This window comes from Mycobacterium sp. MUNTM1 (genome assembly GCF_054660795.1).
The window spans coordinates 78,927-99,611 of sequence record NZ_BAAGDE010000016.1 but is presented as its reverse complement, the minus strand read 5'-3'; the positions used below and the strand labels follow the sequence as shown (position 1 = coordinate 99,611).

Annotated in this window: 16 protein-coding genes; 12 read left to right on the top strand and 4 right to left on the bottom strand. The window is 70.1% G+C overall.

Going from position 1 to position 20,685, the window contains the following annotated elements; translation table 11 throughout:
* Nucleotides 1–7 precede the first annotated feature (7 nt).
* Nucleotides 8–784, bottom strand: coding sequence for a PIG-L deacetylase family protein (locus ACYQ8K_RS11905; protein ID WP_459969099.1), 777 nt, complete (start codon nucleotides 782–784; stop codon nucleotides 8–10).
* A 53-nt stretch (nucleotides 785–837) separates the two neighbouring features.
* Here ACYQ8K_RS11905 and ACYQ8K_RS11900 point away from each other — a divergent pair, with 53 nt between their 5' ends.
* The 7 genes from ACYQ8K_RS11900 (at nucleotide 838) to ACYQ8K_RS11870 (ending at nucleotide 11,187) form a co-directional block, all read left to right on the top strand.
* Complete coding sequence (locus ACYQ8K_RS11900) at nucleotides 838–1,263, top strand: OsmC family protein (RefSeq protein ID WP_459969097.1); 426 nt, start codon at nucleotides 838–840, stop codon at nucleotides 1,261–1,263.
* Nucleotides 1,250–1,543 carry an acylphosphatase gene (locus tag ACYQ8K_RS11895; RefSeq protein ID WP_459969095.1) on the top strand — a complete coding sequence of 98 codons (294 nt, stop codon included), beginning with the start codon at nucleotides 1,250–1,252 and terminating at the stop codon, nucleotides 1,541–1,543. Before ACYQ8K_RS11900 ends, ACYQ8K_RS11895 begins: the two co-directional genes overlap by 14 nt.
* A gap of 199 nt (nucleotides 1,544–1,742) precedes the next feature.
* Nucleotides 1,743–5,333: a chromosome segregation protein SMC gene (smc, locus tag ACYQ8K_RS11890; protein WP_459969093.1), complete on the top strand. Its 3,591-nt coding sequence runs from the start codon at nucleotides 1,743–1,745 to the stop codon at nucleotides 5,331–5,333.
* 70 nt (nucleotides 5,334–5,403) lie between these two features.
* On the top strand, nucleotides 5,404–6,744 hold the full coding sequence (gene ftsY, locus ACYQ8K_RS11885; protein ID WP_459969091.1) for a signal recognition particle-docking protein FtsY: 1,341 nt from the start codon (nucleotides 5,404–5,406) through the stop codon (nucleotides 6,742–6,744).
* A 100-nt stretch (nucleotides 6,745–6,844) separates the two neighbouring features.
* The gene (locus tag ACYQ8K_RS11880; RefSeq protein WP_459969089.1) at nucleotides 6,845–8,320 is read left to right on the top strand and encodes an ammonium transporter; all 1,476 of its coding nucleotides are present in this window, start codon (nucleotides 6,845–6,847) and stop codon (nucleotides 8,318–8,320) included.
* Nucleotides 8,317–8,655 (top strand): nitrogen regulatory protein P-II, encoded by a 339-nt coding sequence (gene glnB / locus ACYQ8K_RS11875; protein ID WP_003878721.1) that lies wholly within the window; start codon nucleotides 8,317–8,319, stop codon nucleotides 8,653–8,655. The genes ACYQ8K_RS11880 and glnB overlap by 4 nt, the downstream gene beginning before the upstream one ends.
* Nucleotides 8,656–8,700: 45 nt before the next feature.
* Nucleotides 8,701–11,187 (top strand): [protein-PII] uridylyltransferase, encoded by a 2,487-nt coding sequence (locus ACYQ8K_RS11870; protein ID WP_459969087.1) that lies wholly within the window; start codon nucleotides 8,701–8,703, stop codon nucleotides 11,185–11,187.
* A 10-nt stretch (nucleotides 11,188–11,197) separates the two neighbouring features.
* On the opposite strand, the gene ACYQ8K_RS11865 is transcribed toward ACYQ8K_RS11870, so the two are convergent.
* Nucleotides 11,198–12,949, bottom strand: coding sequence for a DEAD/DEAH box helicase (locus tag ACYQ8K_RS11865; protein WP_459969121.1), 1,752 nt, complete (start codon nucleotides 12,947–12,949; stop codon nucleotides 11,198–11,200).
* 113 nt (nucleotides 12,950–13,062) lie between these two features.
* Nucleotides 13,063–13,857 (bottom strand): alpha/beta hydrolase, encoded by a 795-nt coding sequence (locus tag ACYQ8K_RS11860; protein ID WP_459969085.1) that lies wholly within the window; start codon nucleotides 13,855–13,857, stop codon nucleotides 13,063–13,065.
* Nucleotides 13,858–13,987: 130 nt separating this feature from the next.
* Between ACYQ8K_RS11860 and ffh the strand changes: the two genes are divergently transcribed.
* The 4 genes from ffh (at nucleotide 13,988) to ACYQ8K_RS11840 (ending at nucleotide 19,239) form a co-directional block, all read left to right on the top strand.
* Nucleotides 13,988–15,544, top strand: a complete 1,557-nt coding sequence (gene ffh, locus ACYQ8K_RS11855; RefSeq protein ID WP_459969083.1) for a signal recognition particle protein — start codon at nucleotides 13,988–13,990, stop codon at nucleotides 15,542–15,544.
* A gap of 13 nt (nucleotides 15,545–15,557) precedes the next feature.
* Complete coding sequence (locus tag ACYQ8K_RS11850; protein ID WP_459969119.1) at nucleotides 15,558–16,634, top strand: metal-dependent hydrolase family protein; 1,077 nt, start codon at nucleotides 15,558–15,560, stop codon at nucleotides 16,632–16,634.
* Nucleotides 16,635–16,811: 177 nt separating this feature from the next.
* The gene (locus ACYQ8K_RS11845; RefSeq protein WP_459969081.1) at nucleotides 16,812–18,632 is read left to right on the top strand and encodes an N-acyl-D-amino-acid deacylase family protein; all 1,821 of its coding nucleotides are present in this window, start codon (nucleotides 16,812–16,814) and stop codon (nucleotides 18,630–18,632) included.
* 1 nt (nucleotide 18,633) lies between these two features.
* A complete protein-coding gene (locus ACYQ8K_RS11840) occupies nucleotides 18,634–19,239 on the top strand; it encodes a TetR/AcrR family transcriptional regulator (protein ID WP_459969079.1) in 606 nt (201 codons plus the stop codon).
* Nucleotides 19,240–19,246: 7 nt separating this feature from the next.
* Here ACYQ8K_RS11840 and ACYQ8K_RS11835 read toward each other — a convergent pair whose 3' ends face one another.
* A complete protein-coding gene (locus tag ACYQ8K_RS11835) occupies nucleotides 19,247–20,110 on the bottom strand; it encodes a D-alanyl-D-alanine carboxypeptidase family protein (protein WP_459969117.1) in 864 nt (287 codons plus the stop codon).
* Between the two features lie 88 nt (nucleotides 20,111–20,198).
* On the opposite strand from ACYQ8K_RS11835, the gene ACYQ8K_RS11830 reads away from it, so the two are divergent.
* A complete protein-coding gene (locus ACYQ8K_RS11830) occupies nucleotides 20,199–20,618 on the top strand; it encodes a nuclear transport factor 2 family protein (protein WP_459969077.1) in 420 nt (139 codons plus the stop codon).
* Nucleotides 20,619–20,685 lie beyond the last annotated feature (67 nt).

Genomic DNA, 20,685 nt, shown 5'->3' with positions numbered 1-20,685 from the left:
TGTCCGCTCAATCGAAGATGTCGTAGCGCAGCGTCCCGGTGGGCAACGCCGGGTCCACGAACCACTCGTGGCTGAACAGCGCACCGAACACCTGGGGCGGTAACCGCAGCAGCAGCCCGAACACCTTCGCGACCAGGCGGGAAGCGCCGATCTGAGAACGGTGCGCTGCGAATGCGTCCCGCTTCTGGCGCGCAAAGCGAAAGACGTTGACGCGGTGGGTGATTGTGGCCCGTGGCGCGTACGCGCCGCGGACGATGTTGCGCTCGTACGGTCCGGGCAGCCGCAGCAGGTGGGCGACATCGCTCACGCGGAGCAGCATTTCGCGCGGCATGGTCACCTCGAGCACCCGCGGGGTGGCGGCGAGTTCGGCGGCCCGCTTGCCGACGTGGTGCACCTGGACGTGGTCGCGGTGGCCGTATCCGCCGTTGGGCTGGTAGCTGAGCAGCAGGTCGGCGTGCTCGTCGCGCAGGATGCCGGCCAGCCGCCCGGCGGCCTCGTCGAGATCGGCCCGCCCGAACCGGGTGCGCCCCGGTGGGTCCGGATAGAACAGCGGGCCGTAGCCGCTGTCGGCGTAGCCGAGGCACTCCACTCGGTGCGCCCCGAGAATCCTTGCGCTTCGGCGTAATTCGTCGAGCCGGTGGTTGCCGTCCTCGTTGTGGACGCGCCCGTCGGTGGCCGTGACCACGACCACGCGGTGCCCGGCCGCGGCAGCCCGCGCCAGGGTTCCACCGGTGAGCACGACCTCGTCGTCCGGGTGGGCGTGGAAAGCTACCACGGTGGCCATGCCAAGCAGTATGCCCGCGCGTCCAGGTTCGCCTCGCCCGGTAGAAATAAGCCATGGCCGAACTGTGGGTGGAACGCACCGGAACTCGCCGCTACACCGGATACAGCTCGCGCGGGGCGCAGGTGCTGATCGGCTCCGAGGACGTCGACGGCATGTTCACGCCCGGTGAGCTGCTCAAGATCGCGCTCGCGGCGTGCAGCGGGATGTCCAGCGACCTGCCGCTGGCCCGCCGGCTGGGTGACGACTACAAGGCGGTCATCAGGGTCTCGGGTGCCGCCGACCGCGAACAGGAGCGCTACCCGCTGCTGGAGGAGACCCTGGAACTGGACCTGTCGAGCCTGGGCGACGACGAGCGGGAGCGCCTGCTGGTCGTGGTCAACCGGGCCATCGATCAGGTCTGCACCGTCGGGCGCACCCTCAAGTCCGGTACCTCGATCAACTTCGAGGTGGACTCCGAGGCGAACAATGTCGGAGCCTGACACCCGGCTCACCGCCTGGGTGCACGGCCGGGTCCAGGGGGTGGGTTTCCGCTGGTGGACGCGCTGCCGCGCGCTGGAACTGGGGCTCACCGGTTACGCGGCCAACCAGGCCGACGGCCGCGTCCTGGTGGTCGCCCAGGGTCCGCGGGCGGCCGGCGAGCAGCTGCTGCACCTGCTGGAAGGCGGCACGGCCTGGCCGTCGCGGCCCGGTCACGTCGACAAGGTGGTCGCCGACTGGTCGCCAGCCCAGGAGCGCTTCGAGGGATTCGTCGAGCGCTGACGGGTGCGTTCGGGCGCTTTGTGGCGTGCCCCGGGGGCCTCATCTGTCACGCCGACGCCGGCCACACGCCCCTGTCGCCGTGGCTGATGTGGCCACTGTGACCAGTGCGCCGACCGCTCGGAGCCGGGCTCGATTTCGCGCCCGCCGACACCCCTCGGTGAAGCCGTCCGGGTCGATTTGAGCGGTAGTCTGGCTCGCCGTGTACCTCAAGAGTCTGACGCTGAAGGGCTTCAAGTCCTTCGCCTCGCCGACGACTCTGCGCTTCGAGCCGGGCATCACCGCCGTCGTCGGGCCCAACGGCTCCGGCAAATCCAACGTCGTCGACGCGCTGGCCTGGGTGATGGGGGAGCAGGGGGCAAAGACCCTGCGCGGCGGCAAGATGGAAGACGTCATCTTCGCCGGGACCTCGTCGCGGGCCCCGCTGGGCCGGGCCGAGGTCACCGTCACCATCGACAACTCCGACAACGCGCTGCCCATCGAATACTCCGAGGTGTCCATCACGCGGCGGATGTTCCGCGACGGCGCCAGCGAGTACGAGATCAACGGCAGCAGTTGCCGTTTGATGGATGTTCAGGAATTGCTGAGCGACTCCGGGATCGGCCGGGAGATGCACGTCATCGTCGGGCAGGGCAAGCTCGATGAGATCCTGCAATCGCGGCCCGAGGACCGTCGCGCGTTCATCGAAGAGGCCGCCGGTGTGCTCAAGCACCGCAAGCGCAAGGAAAAGGCCCTCCGCAAACTCGACGCGATGCAGGCCAACCTGGCCCGGCTCACCGACCTGACCACCGAACTGCGCCGCCAGCTCAAACCGCTGGGCCGCCAGGCCGAGGTGGCCCGTCGCGCCCAGACCATCCAGGCCGACCTGCGCGACGCCCGGCTGCGGCTGGCCGCCGACGACCTGGTCAACCGGCAGGGCGAGCGCGAGGCGATCTTCGAGGCCGAGGCCGCCATGCGCCGCGACCACGACCAGGCCTCGTCGCGGCTGGCGGTGGCGTCCGAGGAGCTGACCACGCACGAGGCCGCGGTCGGCGAACTGTCGAGCCGGGCCGAGTCGGTGCAGCACACCTGGTTCGGGCTGTCCGCCCTGGCCGAACGGGTCGCGGCGACCGTGCGCATCGCCAGCGAGCGGGCACAGCACCTCGATGTGGAGCCGGTGGCCCCGAGCGACACCGACCCCGACGCGCTGGAAGCCGAGGCCGAGCAGGTCGCGGTCGCCGAGCGGCAGCTGCTCGCCGAACTGGCCGGGGCGCGCACCCGCCTGGAGGGCGCCCGCGCCGAATTGGCCGAGCGCGAGCGCGAGGCCGCCGAGGCCGACCGGGCCCACATGGCGGCGGTGCGCGCGGAGGCGGATCGCCGAGAAGGCTTGGCGCGCTTGGCCGGTCAGGTGGAGACGATGCGGGCGCGGGTCGAATCGATCGACGACAGCGTGGCGCGCCTGTCCGAGCGCATCGAACAGGCCGCCGCCCGCGCGCAGCAGGCAAAGGTGGAATTCGAGACCGTGCAGGGCCGGGTCGGTGAACTCGATCAGGGCGAGGTGGGTCTCGACGAACACCACGAGCGCACGGTGGCCGCGCTGCGGCTGGCCGACGAGCGGGTGGCCGAGCTGCAGTCCGCCGAGCGGGACGCCGAACGCCAGGTGGCATCGTTGCGGGCCCGCATCGACGCGCTGGCGATCGGGCTCGACCGCAAGGACGGCGCGGCGTGGCTCACGCAAAACCACGGTGGCACAGGGCTTTTGGGGCCGATGGCCAAGCTGGTCAAGGTTCGCTCCGGCTACGAGGCGGCGCTGGCCGCGGTGCTGGGATCGGCGGCCGACGCGCTGGCCGCCGAGAGCCTCGGCGCGGCCCGATCGGCCGTCGCCGCCCTCAAGGAGGCGGACGGTGGCCGCGCCGCGCTGGTGCTGGGCGACTGGCCCGCCGATCAGCCCCCGCCGCAGCCCGCCCCGGCGGGCGCGCGGTGGGCGCTCGACCTGATCGACGCGCCCGCGCGGCTGCGCGGCGCGATCACGGCGATGCTCTCCGGTGTCGCGGTGGTCGACGACCTGGACCAGGCGCTGGGCCTGGTGGCGGCGCACCCCCGGCTGCGGGCGGTCACGCTCGACGGTGACCTGGTGGGCGCCGGCTGGGTGAGCGGCGGCTCGGACCGCAAACTGTCCACGCTCGAGGTGACCTCGGAGATCGACAAGGCCGGCGATGAGCTGGCCGCCGCGGAGGCCCGGGTGGCCCAGCTGACCGCGGCGCTGTCCGGCGCGCTGACCGAGCAGGCCGCCCGTCAGGACTCGGCCGAGCAGGCGCTGGCCGCGCTCAACGAGTCCGACAGCGAGATCTCCGGGATGTACGAGCAGCTGGGCCGGCTCGGTCAGGAGGCCCGGACGTCCGAGGACGAGTGGAGCAGGCTGCTGCGGCAGCGCGAGGAGCTCGAGGCCGGCCGGACCCAGACCGTCGCCGAGGTCACCGAGCTGGAAACGCGGCTGCGCAACGCCCAGGAGACCCAGCACGCGCCGACCGAAGAACCCGTGAACCGTCAGGAGATCGCTGCGGCGACCGAAGCCGCCCGCAGCGTCGAGGTGGAGGCCCGGCTGGCGGTGCGGACCGCCGAGGAGCGGGCGAATGCGGTTCGCGGGCGGGCGGATTCGCTGCGCCGCGCCGCCGCGGCCGAGCGCGAGGCCCGACTGCGGGCCCAGCAGGCGCGGGAGGCGCGGCTGCGCGCCGCCGCGGTGGCGGCCGCGGTGGCCGACTCCGGGCGGCTGCTGGCGCAGCGGCTGAGCGGGGTCGTCGACGCCGCCTCCAAGATCCGCGATGCCCTGGCCGCCGAACGCCAGCAGCGGGCGACCGCGATGGCCGCCGTGCGCGACGAGGTGAACGCGTTGAGCGCCCGGGTGGCCGCCCTGACCGACTCCCTGCACCGCGACGAGGTGGCCAACGCCCAGGCGGCCATGCGGATCGAGCAGCTCGAACAGATGGTGCTCGAGCAGTTCGGCATGGCGCCGGCCGACCTGATCGCCGAATACGGCCCCGACAATCAGCTGCCGCCCTCCGACCTGGAGATGGCCGAATACGAGCAGGCCAAGGAGCGCGGCGAACAGGTATTCGCGCCCGCGCCGATTCCCTACGACCGTCCCACTCAGGAGCGGCGGGCCAAGCGGGCCGAGCGTGAGCTGGCCGAACTGGGCAGGGTCAACCCGCTGGCGCTGGAGGAGTTCGCCGCGCTCGAGGAGCGCTACAACTTCCTGTCCACGCAACTCGAGGACGTCAAGGCCGCCCGCAAGGACCTGCTCGGGGTGGTCGACGAGGTGGACGCCCGCATCCTGCAGGTGTTCAGCGAGGCCTACACCGACGTCGAACGCGAGTTCACCGAGGTGTTCACGGTGCTGTTCCCCGGCGGCGAGGGCCGGCTGCGGCTGACCAACCCCGATGACATGCTCACCACCGGCATCGAGGTGGAGGCCCGCCCGCCGGGCAAGAAGGTCACCCGGCTGTCGCTGCTGTCCGGCGGCGAGAAGGCGCTGACGGCGGTGGCGATGCTGGTGGCGATCTTCCGGGCTCGCCCGTCGCCGTTCTACATCATGGACGAGGTGGAGGCCGCCCTCGACGACACCAACCTGCGGCGGCTGATCTCGCTGTTCGAGCTGTTGCGGGCGCGCTCGCAGCTGATCATCATCACCCACCAGAAGCCGACGATGGAGGTCGCCGACGCGCTCTACGGCGTGACCATGCAGGGCGACGGCATCACCGCCGTCATCTCCCAGCGGATGCGTGGCCAGCAGGTGGACCAGCTCGTCACGACCTGATCGGCGGGCCGGCGCCATCGAGCGAGGGCCGGTGACCTGCCGGCACTGGGGTGCTTGAAACAATGTCAGCGTGTCCCAAGGTCTTTGGATCGCCCTCGCGGTCGTCGCTGCCCTGGTCGTCATCGTCGCGCTGGTCCTCGGCCTGCTGCGGTATCGGCGCCGCCGCATCAGCTTCTCGACCCGGACCGAGCCCGGGGCGATCGACCGGTCCGGCGGGTACACCGCGTCCTCGGGCATCACGTTCAGCCAGACCACGACGGCCGACCGGCTCGACACCACCGGTCTGCCCGCGGTAGGCGACGACGCGGCCATTCCGCGCGACGCGCCGCGGCGGACCATCTCCGAGGTCGAGCTCCCCGAGCCCGCACCCGAGCCCGAGGCCCCGGCGGCCCCGCCGTCTCCGGACGTTCAGGTCCCGCCCGCGCCGGAGGCCTCCGCACCCGAGGCACCGGCGCCCGAAGCCCCGGCCGGCCCCCAGATCGAGGAGATCGCGCCCCCCGAGGGCCGGCTGGAGCGGCTGCGCGGCCGGCTGGCCAGGTCGCAGAACGCGCTGGGCCGCAGCATGCTAGGGCTGATCGGCGGCGGCGACCTCGACGAGGATGCCTGGCAGGACGTGGAGGACACGCTGCTGATCGCCGACCTGGGCCCGGTGGTCGCCGAATCGGTGATCTCCCAGCTGCGCAGCCGACTGGCCAGCAGCGACGTGCGCACCGAGGCCGACGCCAAGGCCGTGCTGCGCGACGTGCTGATCAAGGAGTTGCAGCCCGGCATGGACCGGTCGATCCGGGCGCTGCCGCACGAAGACCACCCCTCGGTGCTGCTGATCGTCGGCGTGAACGGCACCGGAAAGACCACCACCGTCGGCAAGCTGGCCCGGGTCCTGGTCGCCGACGGGCGGCGCGTCGTCCTGGGCGCCGCCGACACGTTCCGCGCCGCGGCCGCCGATCAGTTGCAGACCTGGGCGTCGCGGGTGGGCGCGGAGGTGGTGCGCGGGGCCGAAGGCGCCGACCCGGCCTCGGTGGCGTTCGACGCCGTCGACACGGGCATCATCGCGGGCGCCGACGTGGTGCTCATCGACACCGCGGGGCGGCTGCACACCAAGGTTGGGCTGATGGACGAGCTCGACAAAGTTAAGCGGGTTGTAACACGGCGCGCCGCGGTCGACGAGGTGTTGCTGGTGCTCGACGCCACCATCGGGCAGAACGGGCTGGCCCAGGCCCGGGTATTCGCCGAGGTGGTCGAGATCACCGGCGCGGTGCTGACCAAGCTGGACGGAACGGCCAAGGGCGGCATCGTCTTTCGGGTGCAACAGGAACTCGGCGTGCCGGTCAAACTCGTCGGACTCGGGGAGGGCCCAGACGATCTCGCGCCGTTCGAACCGGCCGCGTTCGTCGACGCGCTGCTGGGCTGAAACCCCTTACACGGCGAGCGCGACGTTAATCCCGCCGAAACACGGTGGCACCATCGCCGAAACAACGATCTCGCAATGTTCTGGACAGGTCATCAGACGCATGTCTGGCGGCCAGTTGTGGGCCGACCGGAGGAGATTGCGAGTGACATACCCGATACTGGGCCAGCCCAATACCGGCGATACCGCCTGGATGTTGGCCAGTTCCGCGCTGGTGCTGTTGATGACGCCGGGTCTGGCGTTTTTCTATGGCGGCATGGTGCGCGCCCGAAGCGTTTTGAACATGCTCATGATGAGCATCAGCGCGATGGGCGTGGTCACCGTGCTGTGGGTGCTCTACGGCTATTCGATCGCCTTCGGCGATGACGCCGGCGGCGTCGTCGGAAAGCCGACCTCGTTCTGGGGCCTCAAGGGCCTCATCGGGGTCAACGCGGTGGCCGCCGATCCGAGCAAAGGCACTGCGGCAACGGACATCCCGCTGGCGGGCACCCTGCCCGCCACCGTGTTCGTGGCGTTCCAGCTGATGTTCGCGATCATCACCGTCGCCCTGATCTCGGGCGCGGTGTCCGATCGGCTGAAGTTCGGCGCGTGGCTGGTGTTCGCCGGCCTGTGGGCGACGTTCGTCTATTTCCCGGTCGCCCACTGGGTTTTCGCGTTCGACGGCTTCGCCTCCGAGAAGGGCGGCTGGATCGCCAACAAGCTGCACGCGATCGACTTCGCCGGCGGGACCGCGGTCCACATCAATTCCGGTGTGGCGGGCCTGATGCTGGCGATCGTGCTGGGCAAGCGGCGCGGGTGGCCCACCACGTTGTTCCGGCCGCACAACCTGCCGTTCGTGATGCTCGGTGCCGGACTGCTGTGGTTCGGTTGGTACGGGTTCAACGCCGGATCGGCCACCAGCTCCAACGGTGTCGCCGGCTCGACCTTCATGACCACTACGGTCGCGACGGCCACCGCGATGCTGGGCTGGATGCTCACCGAACGCATCCGCGACGGCAAGGCGACGACGCTGGGCGCGGCGTCCGGCATCGTCGCGGGCCTGGTCGCGATCACCCCGTCGTGCTCGTCGGTCAACGTGCTGGGCGCGCTGGTGGTCGGCCTGGTGGCCGGCGTGGTGTGCGCGCTGGCGGTCGGCCTGAAGTTCAAGCTGGGCTTCGACGACTCGCTCGACGTGGTCGGGGTGCACCTGGTCGGCGGTCTGGCCGGCACCCTGCTGGTGGGGCTGCTCGCCGCGCCGGAGAGCCCGGCCATCAACGGCGTCACCGGCGTGTCCAAGGGACTGTTCTACGGCGGCGGCTGGGCCCAGCTCGAGCGGCAGGCAGTCGGCGCGTTCAGTGTCCTGATCTACTCTGGGGTGGTTACGCTGATCCTGGCGTTGATCCTGAAGTACACGATCGGCCTTCGCCTCAACCCAGAGGCGGAAGCCACGGGTATCGACGAGGCCGAGCATGCCGAGAGTGGATACGATTTCGCCGTGGCTACCGGTTCGGTTCTCCCGCCCCGGGTCGCTGTGGCGGATACCCGCAACGGCCTGGAGGAGGAGCGAGTGGGCGACAAAGTGGAGGCAGAGCAGTCATGAAGCTGATCACCGCGATCGTAAAGCCGTTCACGCTCGATGACGTGAAGACCAGTCTCGAGGACGCGGGCGTCCTGGGGATGACGGTCAGCGAAATCCAGGGCTACGGACGGCAGAAGGGCCACACCGAGGTCTACCGGGGCGCCGAATACTCGGTCGACTTCGTGCCCAAGGTGCGCATCGAGGTCGTCGTCGACGACTCCATCGTCGACAAGGTCGTGGACAGCATCGTCCGGGCCGCGCGCACCGGCAAGATCGGTGACGGCAAAGTGTGGGTGAGCCCCGTGGAAACCATTGTGCGGGTGCGCACCGGCGAGCGTGGAACCGATGCGCTATGACATTCGCCGTCAATTGCTGATTCGACCCGGGCGGGCCGGGAGGGTATGACCCCGAACGACCCCGACTCGCCCGGGCATCTGGGCGGGACAGAAAGCGCCTGCGGGGCAGTCGATCTGGCTGCCTCGCGGCGCCAATTGCTGTCTGAGGGCAGCAAGCTGCACGCGGCCGAACTGCGGCACGCCTGGCTGGATCTGCACGAATCGTGGTTGATGGTCAAGGCCGCCGAGATCGGGATCACCGACGACAGCGGCTTCGCGGTCATCGGCATCGGCGGGCTGGGCCGCCACGAGCTGTTGCCGCATTCCGACCTTGATCTAATGCTGTTGCACGACAACAAGTCCGACGACGTACTGGGCAAGGTCGCCGACAAATTGTGGTATCCGTTGTGGGACGCCAACGTTCGGCTCGACCACAGCGTGCGAACCGTTTCCGGGGCCCTCGGCGTCGCCAATGCCGACATGATCGCGGCGCTGGGCATGCTGGACGCCCGCCACATCGCCGGCGACGCGCGGCTATCCGACGAGTTGATCGCCGGGGCACGACGCCAGTGGCGCAGCGCAATTCGCTCCCGGATGAACGAGCTCGTCGAAATGACGCAGGCCCGCTGGGACCGGTGCGGCCGCATCGCGCAGCGCGCCGAGCCGGACCTGAAGTCGGGTCGTGGTGGCCTGCGCGATGTCCAACTGCTCGACGCGCTGGGCGTGGCCCAGCTGATCGACCGCCACGGCATGGCGCGGCCGGAGTCGCCCGGCGGTTCCCTCGACGATGCCCACCTGACGCTGCTCGACGTGCGCACCGAGCTGCATCGGGTGTCGGGGCGCGGGCGCGATCAGCTGCAGGCCCAATACGCCGACGAGATCAGCGCCGCCCTGCACATCGGGGACCGATTCGACTTGGCGCGCAAGCTATCCGATGCCGGGCGCACCATCGCCTACCACGCCGAGACGGGCATTCGGACCGCCGAGAACGCGTTGCCCCGCCGCGGGGTGACGGCCCTGGTGCGGCGCCCCAAGCGCCGCCCGCTGGACGAGGGCGTCGTCGAATATGCCGGAGAGATCGTGCTTGCCCGCGACGCGCGCCCCGATACCGACGTGGGTCTGGTGTTGCGGGTGGCCGCCGCCTCGGCCGACACCGGGTTGCCGATCGGTGCCGCCACGCTGAGCCGGCTGGCCGCCAGCGCGCCGGAGATGCCGGTGCCCTGGCCGCGAGAGGCGTTGGACGACTTGCTCGTTGTGCTGTCGGCCGGGCCGACCACCGTGGCGACGATCGAGGCGCTGGACCGCACCGGTCTGTGGGGTCGGCTGCTACCGGAATGGGACGCCATCCGCGACCTGCCGCCCCGCGACGTCGCGCACAAATGGACGGTGGACCGCCACGTCATCGAGACGGCCGTCAACGCCGCACCGCTGTCCACCCGGGTGGCGCGACCCGACCTGCTCGCGCTCGGTGCACTGCTGCACGACATCGGCAAGGGCCGCGGCGTCGATCACAGCGTGCTCGGCGCGGGCCTGGCTCTCGAGATCGGGCCCAGGCTGGGCCTCCCGCCGGTCGAGGTCGAGCTGCTGGCGCAACTGGTCCGCCACCACCTGCTGCTGCCCATGGTGGCCACCCGCAGCGACCTCAATGATCCCAAAACCATTGAGCGCGTGGTGAAATCGCTGACCGGCGACGCGCTGCTGCTCGAAGTGCTGCACGCGCTGACCGAGGCGGATTCGAAGGCCACCGGTCCCGGGGTGTGGAGCGACTGGAAGGCCTCGCTGATCGAGGACCTGGTCCGGCGCTGCCGGCTGATGATGGCGGGGGAGTCGCTGCCTGAGGTGGAACCCGCGGCGCCGCAATATCTTTCACTGGCCGCCGATCGCGGCGTACACGTGGACATCAAGCACAGCGGCGGCGAACGCCTGGACGTGGTGATGGCCGCGCCGGATCAGCGGGGACTGGTCTCGAAGGCCGCCGCGGTGCTGGCGCTGAACTCGCTGCGTATCCATTCGGCCTCGGCCAGCACCGACGACGGCTTCGCCGTCGTCGAATTCGTGGTGTCCCCGCTGTTCGGTTCGCCACCCGAGGCGGGGCTGCTGCGCCAGCAGTTCACCGGCGCGCTGGCTGGCGATGTCGACGTGCTGGGCACGCTGGAGAAGCGCGACACCGACGCCGTCAGCGCGGCGACCAGCCGGGCCGGTGAGGTCCAGGTCGGCGTGCCCGTCACCCGGTCGAGCGCGCCGCCCCGCATCCTGTGGGTCGATTCGGTCTCACCCGACCAGTTGATCGTGGAGGTCCGCGCCATGGACCGCCTTGGCCTGCTCGCGCTGCTGACCCGCGCGCTGGAACGGGCCGGCACCGACATCGTGTGGGCGAAGGTCAACACCTTCGGGTCGACGGCGGCCGACGTGTTCTGCGTGACGGTGTCGGCCCAAGCCGCCGATGCCGCGGGCGATGCCGAGCACGGCGCGCGGGACGTGGTCGAGCAGAGCCTGCTGGCCGTGTTGGGCGGGCCCGCGGTCGAGGTGCTCGAGGAGCCCGTCGGCGACTAGCGGTGTGCGCTTACGAGTGCTCGGCGTTGAGTTGGCGCACGGCGTCGATGCGCGCCCGCAGCTGTTCGCGGCTCGCCGCGGCGATCGGGGGGCCCCCGCAGCGGCGCCGCAGTTCGTTGTGGATCCAGCCGTGCGGCTTGCCGGTGCGGTGATGGGCGATCGACACCAGGGTGTTCAGCTCGCGGCGCAGCTCCCGGAGCTGGCCGTGCACGGTGGCCGGCGGGGCCTCGACGCCCGAAAGGTGCCCGGCGTCCTTGTGCAGCTGGGCCCGCTTCTGCAGCTGCTCGTCCTGGCGCTGGTGCAGCAGCGCGCGCATCTGCTCGGCGTCGAGCAGCCCCGGGATGCCGAGATAATCGGCCTCCTCGTCGCTGCCGGCCGGAGCTGCGGTGCCGAACGAGGACCCGTCGAAGATCAGCTGATCGAGCTCCGCGTCGGCGCCCAGCGAGGTGAACCCCTTGTCCAGGTCGCTCTTCTCGTCCTGAGCCTTGGTGGCGGGATCGTTCTCCAGCGGGTCGCCCTCGGAGACGCGGTGCGGCTCGCCGAGCACGTGGTTGCGCTGGGCCTCCAGCTCGCTGGCCAGCTGCAGCAGGTTGGGCACCGACGGCACGAAGATGCTGGCGATCTCGCCCGGGCGCCGCGACCGGACGAACCGGCCGATGGCCTGGGCGAAGAACAGCGGCGTGGAGGCGCTGGTGGCATAGATCCCGACCGACAGCCGCGGCACGTCGACGCCTTCGGACACCATCCGCACCGCGACCAGCCAGCGGCTGGTGCTCGCGGCGAAGTCGCTGATGCGCGCCGACGATCCGGGGTCGTCGGAGAGCACCAGCGTCGGCGCCTCGCCGGTCAGCTTGGTCAGCAGGACGGCGTAAGCGCGGGCCGCGGTCTGATCCGAGGCGATGATCATGCCGCCCGCGTCGGGGATGTGCGTGCGCAGCTGGCGCAGCCGCAGATCCGCGGCGGTGATGACCGCGGGCATCCACTCGCCGGCGGGGTCGAGCGCCGTGCGCCAGGCGCGGGCGGTCTGCTCGGCCGACAGCGGCTCGCCGAGGCGGGCCGCGTGCTCCTCGCCGGCGCTGTCGCGCCAGCGGGCCTCCCCGGAGTAGGCGAGGAAGACCACCGGCCGGACCACGCCGTCGGCGAGGGCGTCGGTGTAGCCGTAGGTGTGGTCGGCCTGCGAACGCCGGATCCCGTCGGGACCGGCCTCGTAGGTCACGAAGGGGATGGGGCTGTCGTCGCTGCGAAAGGGCGTCCCCGTCAGGGCCAGCCGGCGGGTCGCGTCGCCGAAGGCCTCGCGGATCGCGTCGCCCCACGTCTTGGCGTCGCCGCCGTGGTGGATCTCGTCGAAGATGACCAGGGTCTTGCGCTGCTCGGTGCGCACCCGGTGCAGCGTCGGATGCGCGGCGACCTGAGCGTAGGTGACCATCACGCCGTGGTACTCCGGCGCGATCCGCGCGTTGCTGTTGGAGAACTTGGGGTCCAGGGCGAGGCCGTAGCGCTGCGCGGCCTGCGCCCACTGCACCTTGAGGTGTTCGGTGGGCACCACGACGGTGATGTGGTCGACGGCCCGCTGGCCGAGCAGTTCGGCCGCAACCCGCAGGGCGAACGTCGTCTTGCCCGAGCCCGGGGTGGCCACCGCCAGGAAATCGCGCGGCTGGGCGGCGAGGTACTTGACCAGCGCCCTGCGCTGCCAGCCACGCAGCACGCCGGTGCCGCTGGTGTCGCCGCGAACGCTGTCGGCCTGCGCCTGGATGCTGCTCAGCGGCACCGACACAGGCCCCCCGTTCGTTACTCGTCGACGCGACTGACTCGATTGAGTCGCGGCTGTGAAATCTAGCACGCCAACGCTTTTCGGCGCGGTAACGACTCGACTGGCTATCGTGTCGGGCTCACCGTTTCGCGGGTCTGCAGCCATTCATGGATGCGTCCGGCAACGTCGGCCCAGCCCGGTTCGAGCATCATGTTGTGGCCCATGGAGAAGAATTCCGGCTCGGTCCGGTAGGCGCGCGCCGTGTTGCGCACCTCGCGGACGCTGACGAAGCCGTCGTGCACGGCGCCCAGCACCAGCATCGGGGTGGTCACCCGCTTGGTCCGGACGCGGCGGACGATCGGGTCGGTCATGGCGGCGCGAACGCTCTCCGCCCCGGCCCGCTGCCGGCAGGACTCGACGACCTCCTCGGGCGTGTCGGCGCAGAACAGGTACTCGCGGGCCAGCGCCGGGGTGGCGAGGAATCTCAGTAGCGTGGGATCGCTCCACGATTCGATCGTCATCGACGGCCGGCGGCGCCACACCCGCAACGCCAGGGTGAGCACGCCCTGCGGCGGCACCGAACCCACCAGCACCGCGGCCGGGGCGGCGCGATCTTCGAGGTAGCGCTGAATCACGAAGCCGCCCAGGGAATGGCCGACCAGGACCGGCGCGCCGCCCAGGTCGTCGGCCACCGAACGGACGTCGTCGATGTAGTCGGCGATGGACACCTTCGGCAGCGGCTTGGCCGTCGGGCTGGCGCCGTGCCCGCGCAGGCTCATCGCGACCGCGCGGTAGCCGGCGTCGGCGAAGAAATCCAGGAAGTGTTCCCAGCACCAGGCGCCGTGCCAGCCGCCGTGCACGAAGAGCAGCGGCACCGGATGCGCTTGGCTGCAGGACCCTTTGCCGATCACCTCGAGCATGAGCTGACCTTTGCTGGCGGCGGACCGGCCGTCAAGCTCCCGCCCAGCGTCAGGCCAGCGTGGCGCCGGACTCCGAACGTCGCGCCAGCGTGACGCTCGCGCCAAACAGCCGAGCCACTAGGCTGGCGGGGTGTTTGAATCGCTGTCCGACCGTTTGACCGGTGCCCTTGCCGGGCTGCGCGGCAAGGGTCGACTGACCGACGCCGATATCGAGGCCACCACCCGCGAGATCCGGCTGGCGCTGCTGGAAGCCGACGTGTCGCTGCCCGTGGTGCGCGCCTTCGTCACCCGGATCAAGGACCGCGCCAAGGGCGCCGAGGTCTCCGGGGCCCTCAACCCGGCGCAGCAGGTCGTCAAGATCGTCAACGAAGAGCTCATCGGCATCCTGGGCGGACAGACCCGACAGCTGGCGTTCGCCAAGACGCCGCCGACCGTGGTGATGCTCGCCGGTCTGCAGGGTTCCGGTAAGACGTCGCTGGCCGGCAAGCTGGCGTCCTGGCTGCGCGGCCAGGGGCACACCCCGCTGCTGGTCGCGTGCGACCTGCAGCGCCCGGCCGCGGTGAACCAGCTGCAGGTCGTCGGTGAGCGCGCCGGCGTAACGGTGTTCGCGCCGCATCCCGGCGAGTCGCCCGGATCCGGGCCCGGCGACCCGGTCGCGGTCGCGTCCGCCGGCCTCGCGGAGGCCCGGGCCAAGCACTTCGACGTCGTCATCGTCGACACCGCCGGCCGGCTGGGCATCGACGACGAGCTGATGTCGCAGGCCGCGGCGATCCGCGAGGCGATCGATCCCGACGAAGTCCTGTTCGTGCTGGACGCGATGATCGGCCAGGACGCCGTCACCACCGCGGAGGCGTTCCGCGAGGGCGTGGGCTTCACCGGCGTGGTGCTGACCAAGCTGGACGGCGACGCCCGCGGTGGCGCCGCGCTGTCGGTCCGCGAGGTGACCGGCGTCCCAATCCTTTTCGCCTCCACCGGCGAGAAGCTGGAGGACTTCGACGTCTTCCACCCCGACCGGATGTCCAGCCGCATCCTGGGCATGGGCGACGTGCTGAGCCTGATCGAGCAGGCCGAGCAGGTCTTCGACGCCGAACAGGCCGAGGCCGCCGCCGTCAAGATCGGCAGCGGCGAGCTCACGCTCGAGGACTTCCTGGAGCAGATGCTGGCCATCCGCAAGATGGGCCCGATCGGCAACCTGCTGGGCATGCTGCCCGGCGCCGGGCAGATGAAGGACGCGCTGGCCCAGGTCGACGACAGCCAGCTCGATCGCCTGCAGGCGATCATCCGCGGCATGACCCCCGCCGAGCGCGCCGACCCGAAGATCATCAACGCCTCGCGGCGGCTGCGCATCGCCAACGGATCGGGCGTCACGGTGTCGGAGGTCAACCAGCTGGTGGACCGCTTCTTCGAGGCCCGCAAGATGATGTCGTCGATGCTCGGCGGCATGGGCATCCCGGGTCTGGGCCGCAAGTCGGCGACGCGAAAGTCCAAGGGAGCGAAGGGCAAGGCGGGCAAGAAGGGCAAGAAGGGCGGACGCGGCCCGACACCGCCGAAGGCCCGCAACCCGTTGATGCAGGGCATGCCGGCCGGGTTCCCGGACCTGTCGCAGATGCCCGAAGGCCTCAACGAGCTGCCGCCCGGCCTGGCCGACTTCGACCTGTCCAAGCTGAAGTTCCCGGGCAACAAGTAGCCGCCCGGTGCGCATGCACGTGCGGGGCGTGGGACTGCCCGACGAAACCGAAATCGAACTGTGGATCGTCGACGGCCGCATCAGCGCCGAACCGGTGCCGGGCGCCGACACCGTCTTCGACGGCGGCTGGATCCTGCCCGGGCTGGTCGACGCCCACTGCCACGTCGGGCTCGGTGAGCATGGCGAGATCCCGCTGGACGACGCGATCGCCCAGGCCGAGATCGAACGCGATGTCGGCGCGCTGTTGTTGCGCGACTGCGGCTCGCCCACCGACACCCGCAGCCTGGACGACCGCGACGATCTGCCCCGCATCATCCGTGCCGGAAAGCACCTGGCCAGGCCCAAGCGGTATGCGGCGGGTTTCTCGCGCGAGCTGGAAGACGAATGGCAACTGCCTGACGCGGTCGCGCAGGAGGCCAAGCGCGGCGACGGCTGGATCAAGCTGGTCGGCGACTGGATCGACCGCGGCATCGGCGATCTGGCGCCGTTGTGGTCCGACGATGTGCTCAAGGCCGCGATCGAGACCGCGCACGCCCACGGCGCCCGGGTCACCGCGCACGTCTTCAGCGAGGACGCGCTGCCCGGCCTGATCAACGCCGGCATCGACTGCATCGAACACGGCACCGGCCTGGACGACGACACCATCGAGCTGATGGTCGAGCACGGGACCGTGCTGGTCCCGACGCTGGTCAACATCGTGGAGAACTTCCCCGGGATCGCCGACGCCGCGGCGAAGTATCCGGCGTACGCGGCGCACATGCGTGACCTACACGCGCGCGGCCTGTCCCGGATCGCCGCGGCCCGCGATGCGGGCGTGCCGATCTACGCCGGCAGCGACGCCGGCACCATGGTGGCGCCCGGGCGCATCGCCGACGAGGTCGAGGCGCTCAAGAGCATCGGGATGAGCCCGACCGAGGCGCTGGGGGCGGCGTGCTGGGACGCACGCCGCTGGCTCGGCCGGCCCGGGCTCGATCACGGCGCCTCGGCGGACCTGTTGTGCTATTCGAGCGACCCGCGCTCAGGTGCCGCCGTGCTGAAAAGTCCCGATTTAATCATGCTGCGCGGCAAGATCTTTCGTTCACCGGCCTAGCCGCGCGTCGCGCCGCCATCGCGCGGCCGCCCGCCGCGCCGAGCTCACCGCGATTGCGGCCCCGACGCCGCCTGGTGGCGCACACTGACCACATCAGCGCCGAATACTTCCTGCAGTTTCGCTGAGAAAAGATTGCGAGTGATCGCTATCTAGGTTAGCGTTTCGGGCAGCGACAACATGGAGGAAACCATGGCCTACGACGTGATCATTCGCGACGGATTGTGGTTCGACGGCACCGGCAGCGCCCCGCTGACGCGCACGCTCGGCATCCGCGACGGCGTCGTGGCCACGGTCTGCGCCGAGCCGCTGGACGAGACCGGGTGCCCCGAGGTGATCGACGCGGCCGGCAAGTGGGTGGTGCCCGGCTTCCTCGACGTGCACACCCACTACGACGCCGAGGTGTTGCTGGATCCCGGGCTGCGCGAGTCGGTGCGTCACGGTGTCACCACGGTGCTGCTGGGCAACTGCTCGTTGTCGACGGTCTACGCCGATTCCCAGGACGCCGCCGACCTGTTCAGCCGGGTGGAGGCGGTGCCGCGCGAGTACGTCTTCGGCGCGCTGGATTCCAACCGGACCTGGTCGACGGCCGCGGAGTACATCAAGGCGATCGATGCCCTGCCGCTGGGGCCCAACGTCGGTTCGCTGCTTGGTCATTCGGACCTGCGCACCGCGGTGCTCGGGTTGGATCGGGCCACCGACGCCACGGCGCGGCCCACCGAGGCCGAGCTGGAGAAGATGGCCGGCCTGCTGGACGAGGCCCTCGACGCCGGTGTGCTCGGCATGTCCGGGATGGACGCGCCCATCGACAAACTCGACGGCGAACGATTCCGCTCGCGCGCCTTGCCGTCCACCTTCGCGACGTGGCGGGAACGGCGCAGGCTGATCAAGGTGCTGCGCAAGCGTGGCCGCATCCTGCAGAGCGCCCCCAACGTGGCCAAGCCCTCAACCGGAATGCTGTTCTTCCTTGCCAGCAGCCGGATACTCAACTGGGGCAAGGGTGTTCGGATGAGCATGCTGGTGTCCGCCGACGCCAAATCGATGCCGCTGTCGGTCTACGTGTTCGGCCCGGGCACTCGCCTGCTCAACAAGCTGCTGGGTGCCAGCGTGAAATTCCAGCATCTGCCGGTGCCGTTCGAGTTGTACTCCGACGGGATCGACCTGCCGGTCTTCGAGGAGTTCGGCGCCGGAACGGCGGCCCTGCACCTGCGGGACCAGTTGCAGCGCAACGAGTTACTGGCGGACAAGGAATATCGCCGCAAGTTCCGGCGCGAGTTCGACCGCGTCAAGCTCGGGCCGTCGCTGTGGCACCGTGACTTCCACGACGCGGTCATCGTCGAATGCCCGGATAAGTCGTTGATCGGCAAGAGCTTTGGCGCCATCGCCGACGAGCGCGAGCTGCACCCGCTCGACGCGTTCCTGGACGTGCTCGTCGAGAACGGTGAACGCAACGTCCGGTGGACGACCGTCGTCGCCAACCACCGCCCCAAGCTGCTGGACGCGCTCGCCACCGAAGGCAGTGTGCACATGGGCTTCTCGGATGCGGGTGCGCACCTGCGCAACATGGCCTTCTACAACTTCGGGCTGCGGATGCTCAAGCGCACCCGGGACGCCTACCGCGCCGGCGCGCCCTTCATGTCGATCGAGCACGCCGTGCACCGGCTCACCGGTGAACTGGCCGAGTGGTTCGGGATCGACGCCGGCACGCTCCGGCAGGGCGACCGCGCGGACTTCGTGGTGATCGACCCGGCCGGACTCGACGACTCCGTCGATGGCTATCACGAGGAGGCGGTGCCGTTCTACGGTGGCCTGCGGCGCATGGTCAACCGCAACGACGACGCCGTGGTCGCCACCGGGGTGGGCGGCGTGGTCGTCTTCGGCGGAAGCCACTCCAAGGGCGAATTCCGGGACGGCTACGGGCAATCCGTGCGGTCGGGTCGCTACCTGCGGGCGGGGGAGCGCGCCCGTCGGGAACGCGGCGCGCTGGGCGTCAGCGCCTGACATGGCGAGAACCCAGCAGCAGCGCCGGGAGGAAACCGTCGGGCGGCTCATCGACGCCTGCATCGCCACCATCGTCGAGGTCGGCTACGCCCGGGCGTCCGCCGCGGTGATCACCAAGCGGGCCGGGGTATCGGTGGGTGCGCTGTTCCGGCACTTCGACACCATGGGCGATTTCATGGCGGCCACGGCGTCCGAGGTGCTGCGCCGCCAGCTGGAGTCGTTCACCAAGCGAGTCGCCGAAATTCCAGCGATGCCGACCTCCCGGCCGGCGCTGGAAGCGGCGCTGGGGATCCTGCGCGACATCACCAGTGGCCCGACCAACGCCGTGATCTACGAGCTGACGGTCGCGGCACGCACCGACGAAAAGCTTAGGGACACCTTGCAACACGAGCTTGCGCAGTACGCGGCGAAGATCGACGACGTGGCCCGTGCGCTGCCCGGCATCGAGGTGTTCCCCGAGGACACCTTCCTGGTCCTGGTGGCGCTGATGCGCAACGTGTTCGACGGGGCCGCGGTGATCGAGGGGGTGTTGCCGCAGCCCGAGATTGCGGCCCAGCGCATTCCGGTGCTGATGGCGCTGCTGACCGCGGCGCTGCCGGATTCCTGACGAGAAGCTACAGCGAGCCGATGCTGGACTGCGGGCTCTGTGCGAATCCCCAGTCGAACAGCGACGCCGCCTGATCCCAGTACGTCGGCCCGCCCTCCTTGATCAGCCCGTACATCATGGCGATCACCAGCCGGCGGCCCCCGCGGGCGGCGGCCCCGACGAAGGTCTTGCGGGCGGCGTTGGTGAAGCCGGTCTTGCCGCCGATCGCGCCGGGATAGCGCTGCAACAGCTCGTCCTGGTTGGTAATGAGGTGGTCACCGTTGTCGCCGGGGAACATCGCCGACGGCTCGGCGGTGATTTGCGCGAAAACCGGGTTGGCCATCGCCGCGCGGAAGATGACCGCCAGGTCGTGCGCCGTCGACGCGCCCGAACCTCCGGGCCCGTCCAGGCCGGACGGCGTCGCGGCGTGCGTGTTGGTGGCGCCCAGCGAGGCCGCCTTGGCGTTCATCTTGGCCACGGTGACGTCCGGGCCGCCCAGCATGTGCGCCAGCGTGTTGGCGGCGTCATTACCCGAGACCAGCAGCAGGCCGTCCAGCAGTTGGCGCGCGGTGTAGGTGCGGCCCGGTTTGATCCCGACACAGTTGCACTCCACCTGGGTGTCGGCGACGTCGGCGACCACCGTGGAGTCCAGGCTCACCGAGTCCAGCACCACCTGGGCCAGCAGCGTCTTGATGGTGCTCGCCGGCGGGTGGGCGACATCCTGGTCACGGCCGGCCAGCACCTGACCGCTGTCGAGGTCGGCGATGATCCAGGTTCGGGCCGGCCCGTCGGGAATGGGGATGGAGCCGACCGGCTGCGAGTTGTCCGCCCAGGCGGTGGACATGGTGACGGCGGCGGCGCAGGTACCGAGTGTGAGCAGGGTGGCGGCCATCCTGAATCCCAGGGCCGTGAGCTTCCGCATGGCCGCAAAGTCTAACTTCCGGCCCTGTTCGCGGCGGATCTTCAGTACTGTCCGATGCATGTTGAGCCTGGAGGAGATCTCGGATCGGCTCGAGATCCAGCAGCTTCTGGTGGATTACTCCACAGCCATCGACAACCGGCGATTCGACGATCTGGACAAGGTGTTCACGCCGGACGCCTACATCGACTACACGGCGTTGGGCGGCATCGAGGGCCAGTACCCGGAGGTGAAGAAGTGGCTGTCCGAGGTGCTGCCCAACTTCCCGGTGTACGCGCACATGCTGGGCAACTTCTCGGTCCAGATCGACGGGGACAAGGCCACGTCACGGGTGATCTGCTTCAACCCGATGGTGCTGGGCGGCGACAACGACCAGGTGCTGTTCTGCGGACTCTGGTACGACGACGAGTTCGTGCGCACGCCCGACGGCTGGCGCATGACCCGGCGCGCGGAGACCAAGGTCTTCCAGAAGGTGATGTGAGCGGCGCGCGATTTCTGATCATCGCGCCCGTTCTGGCACAATGGGCGGCTGTCCGCCGCGCGATCAC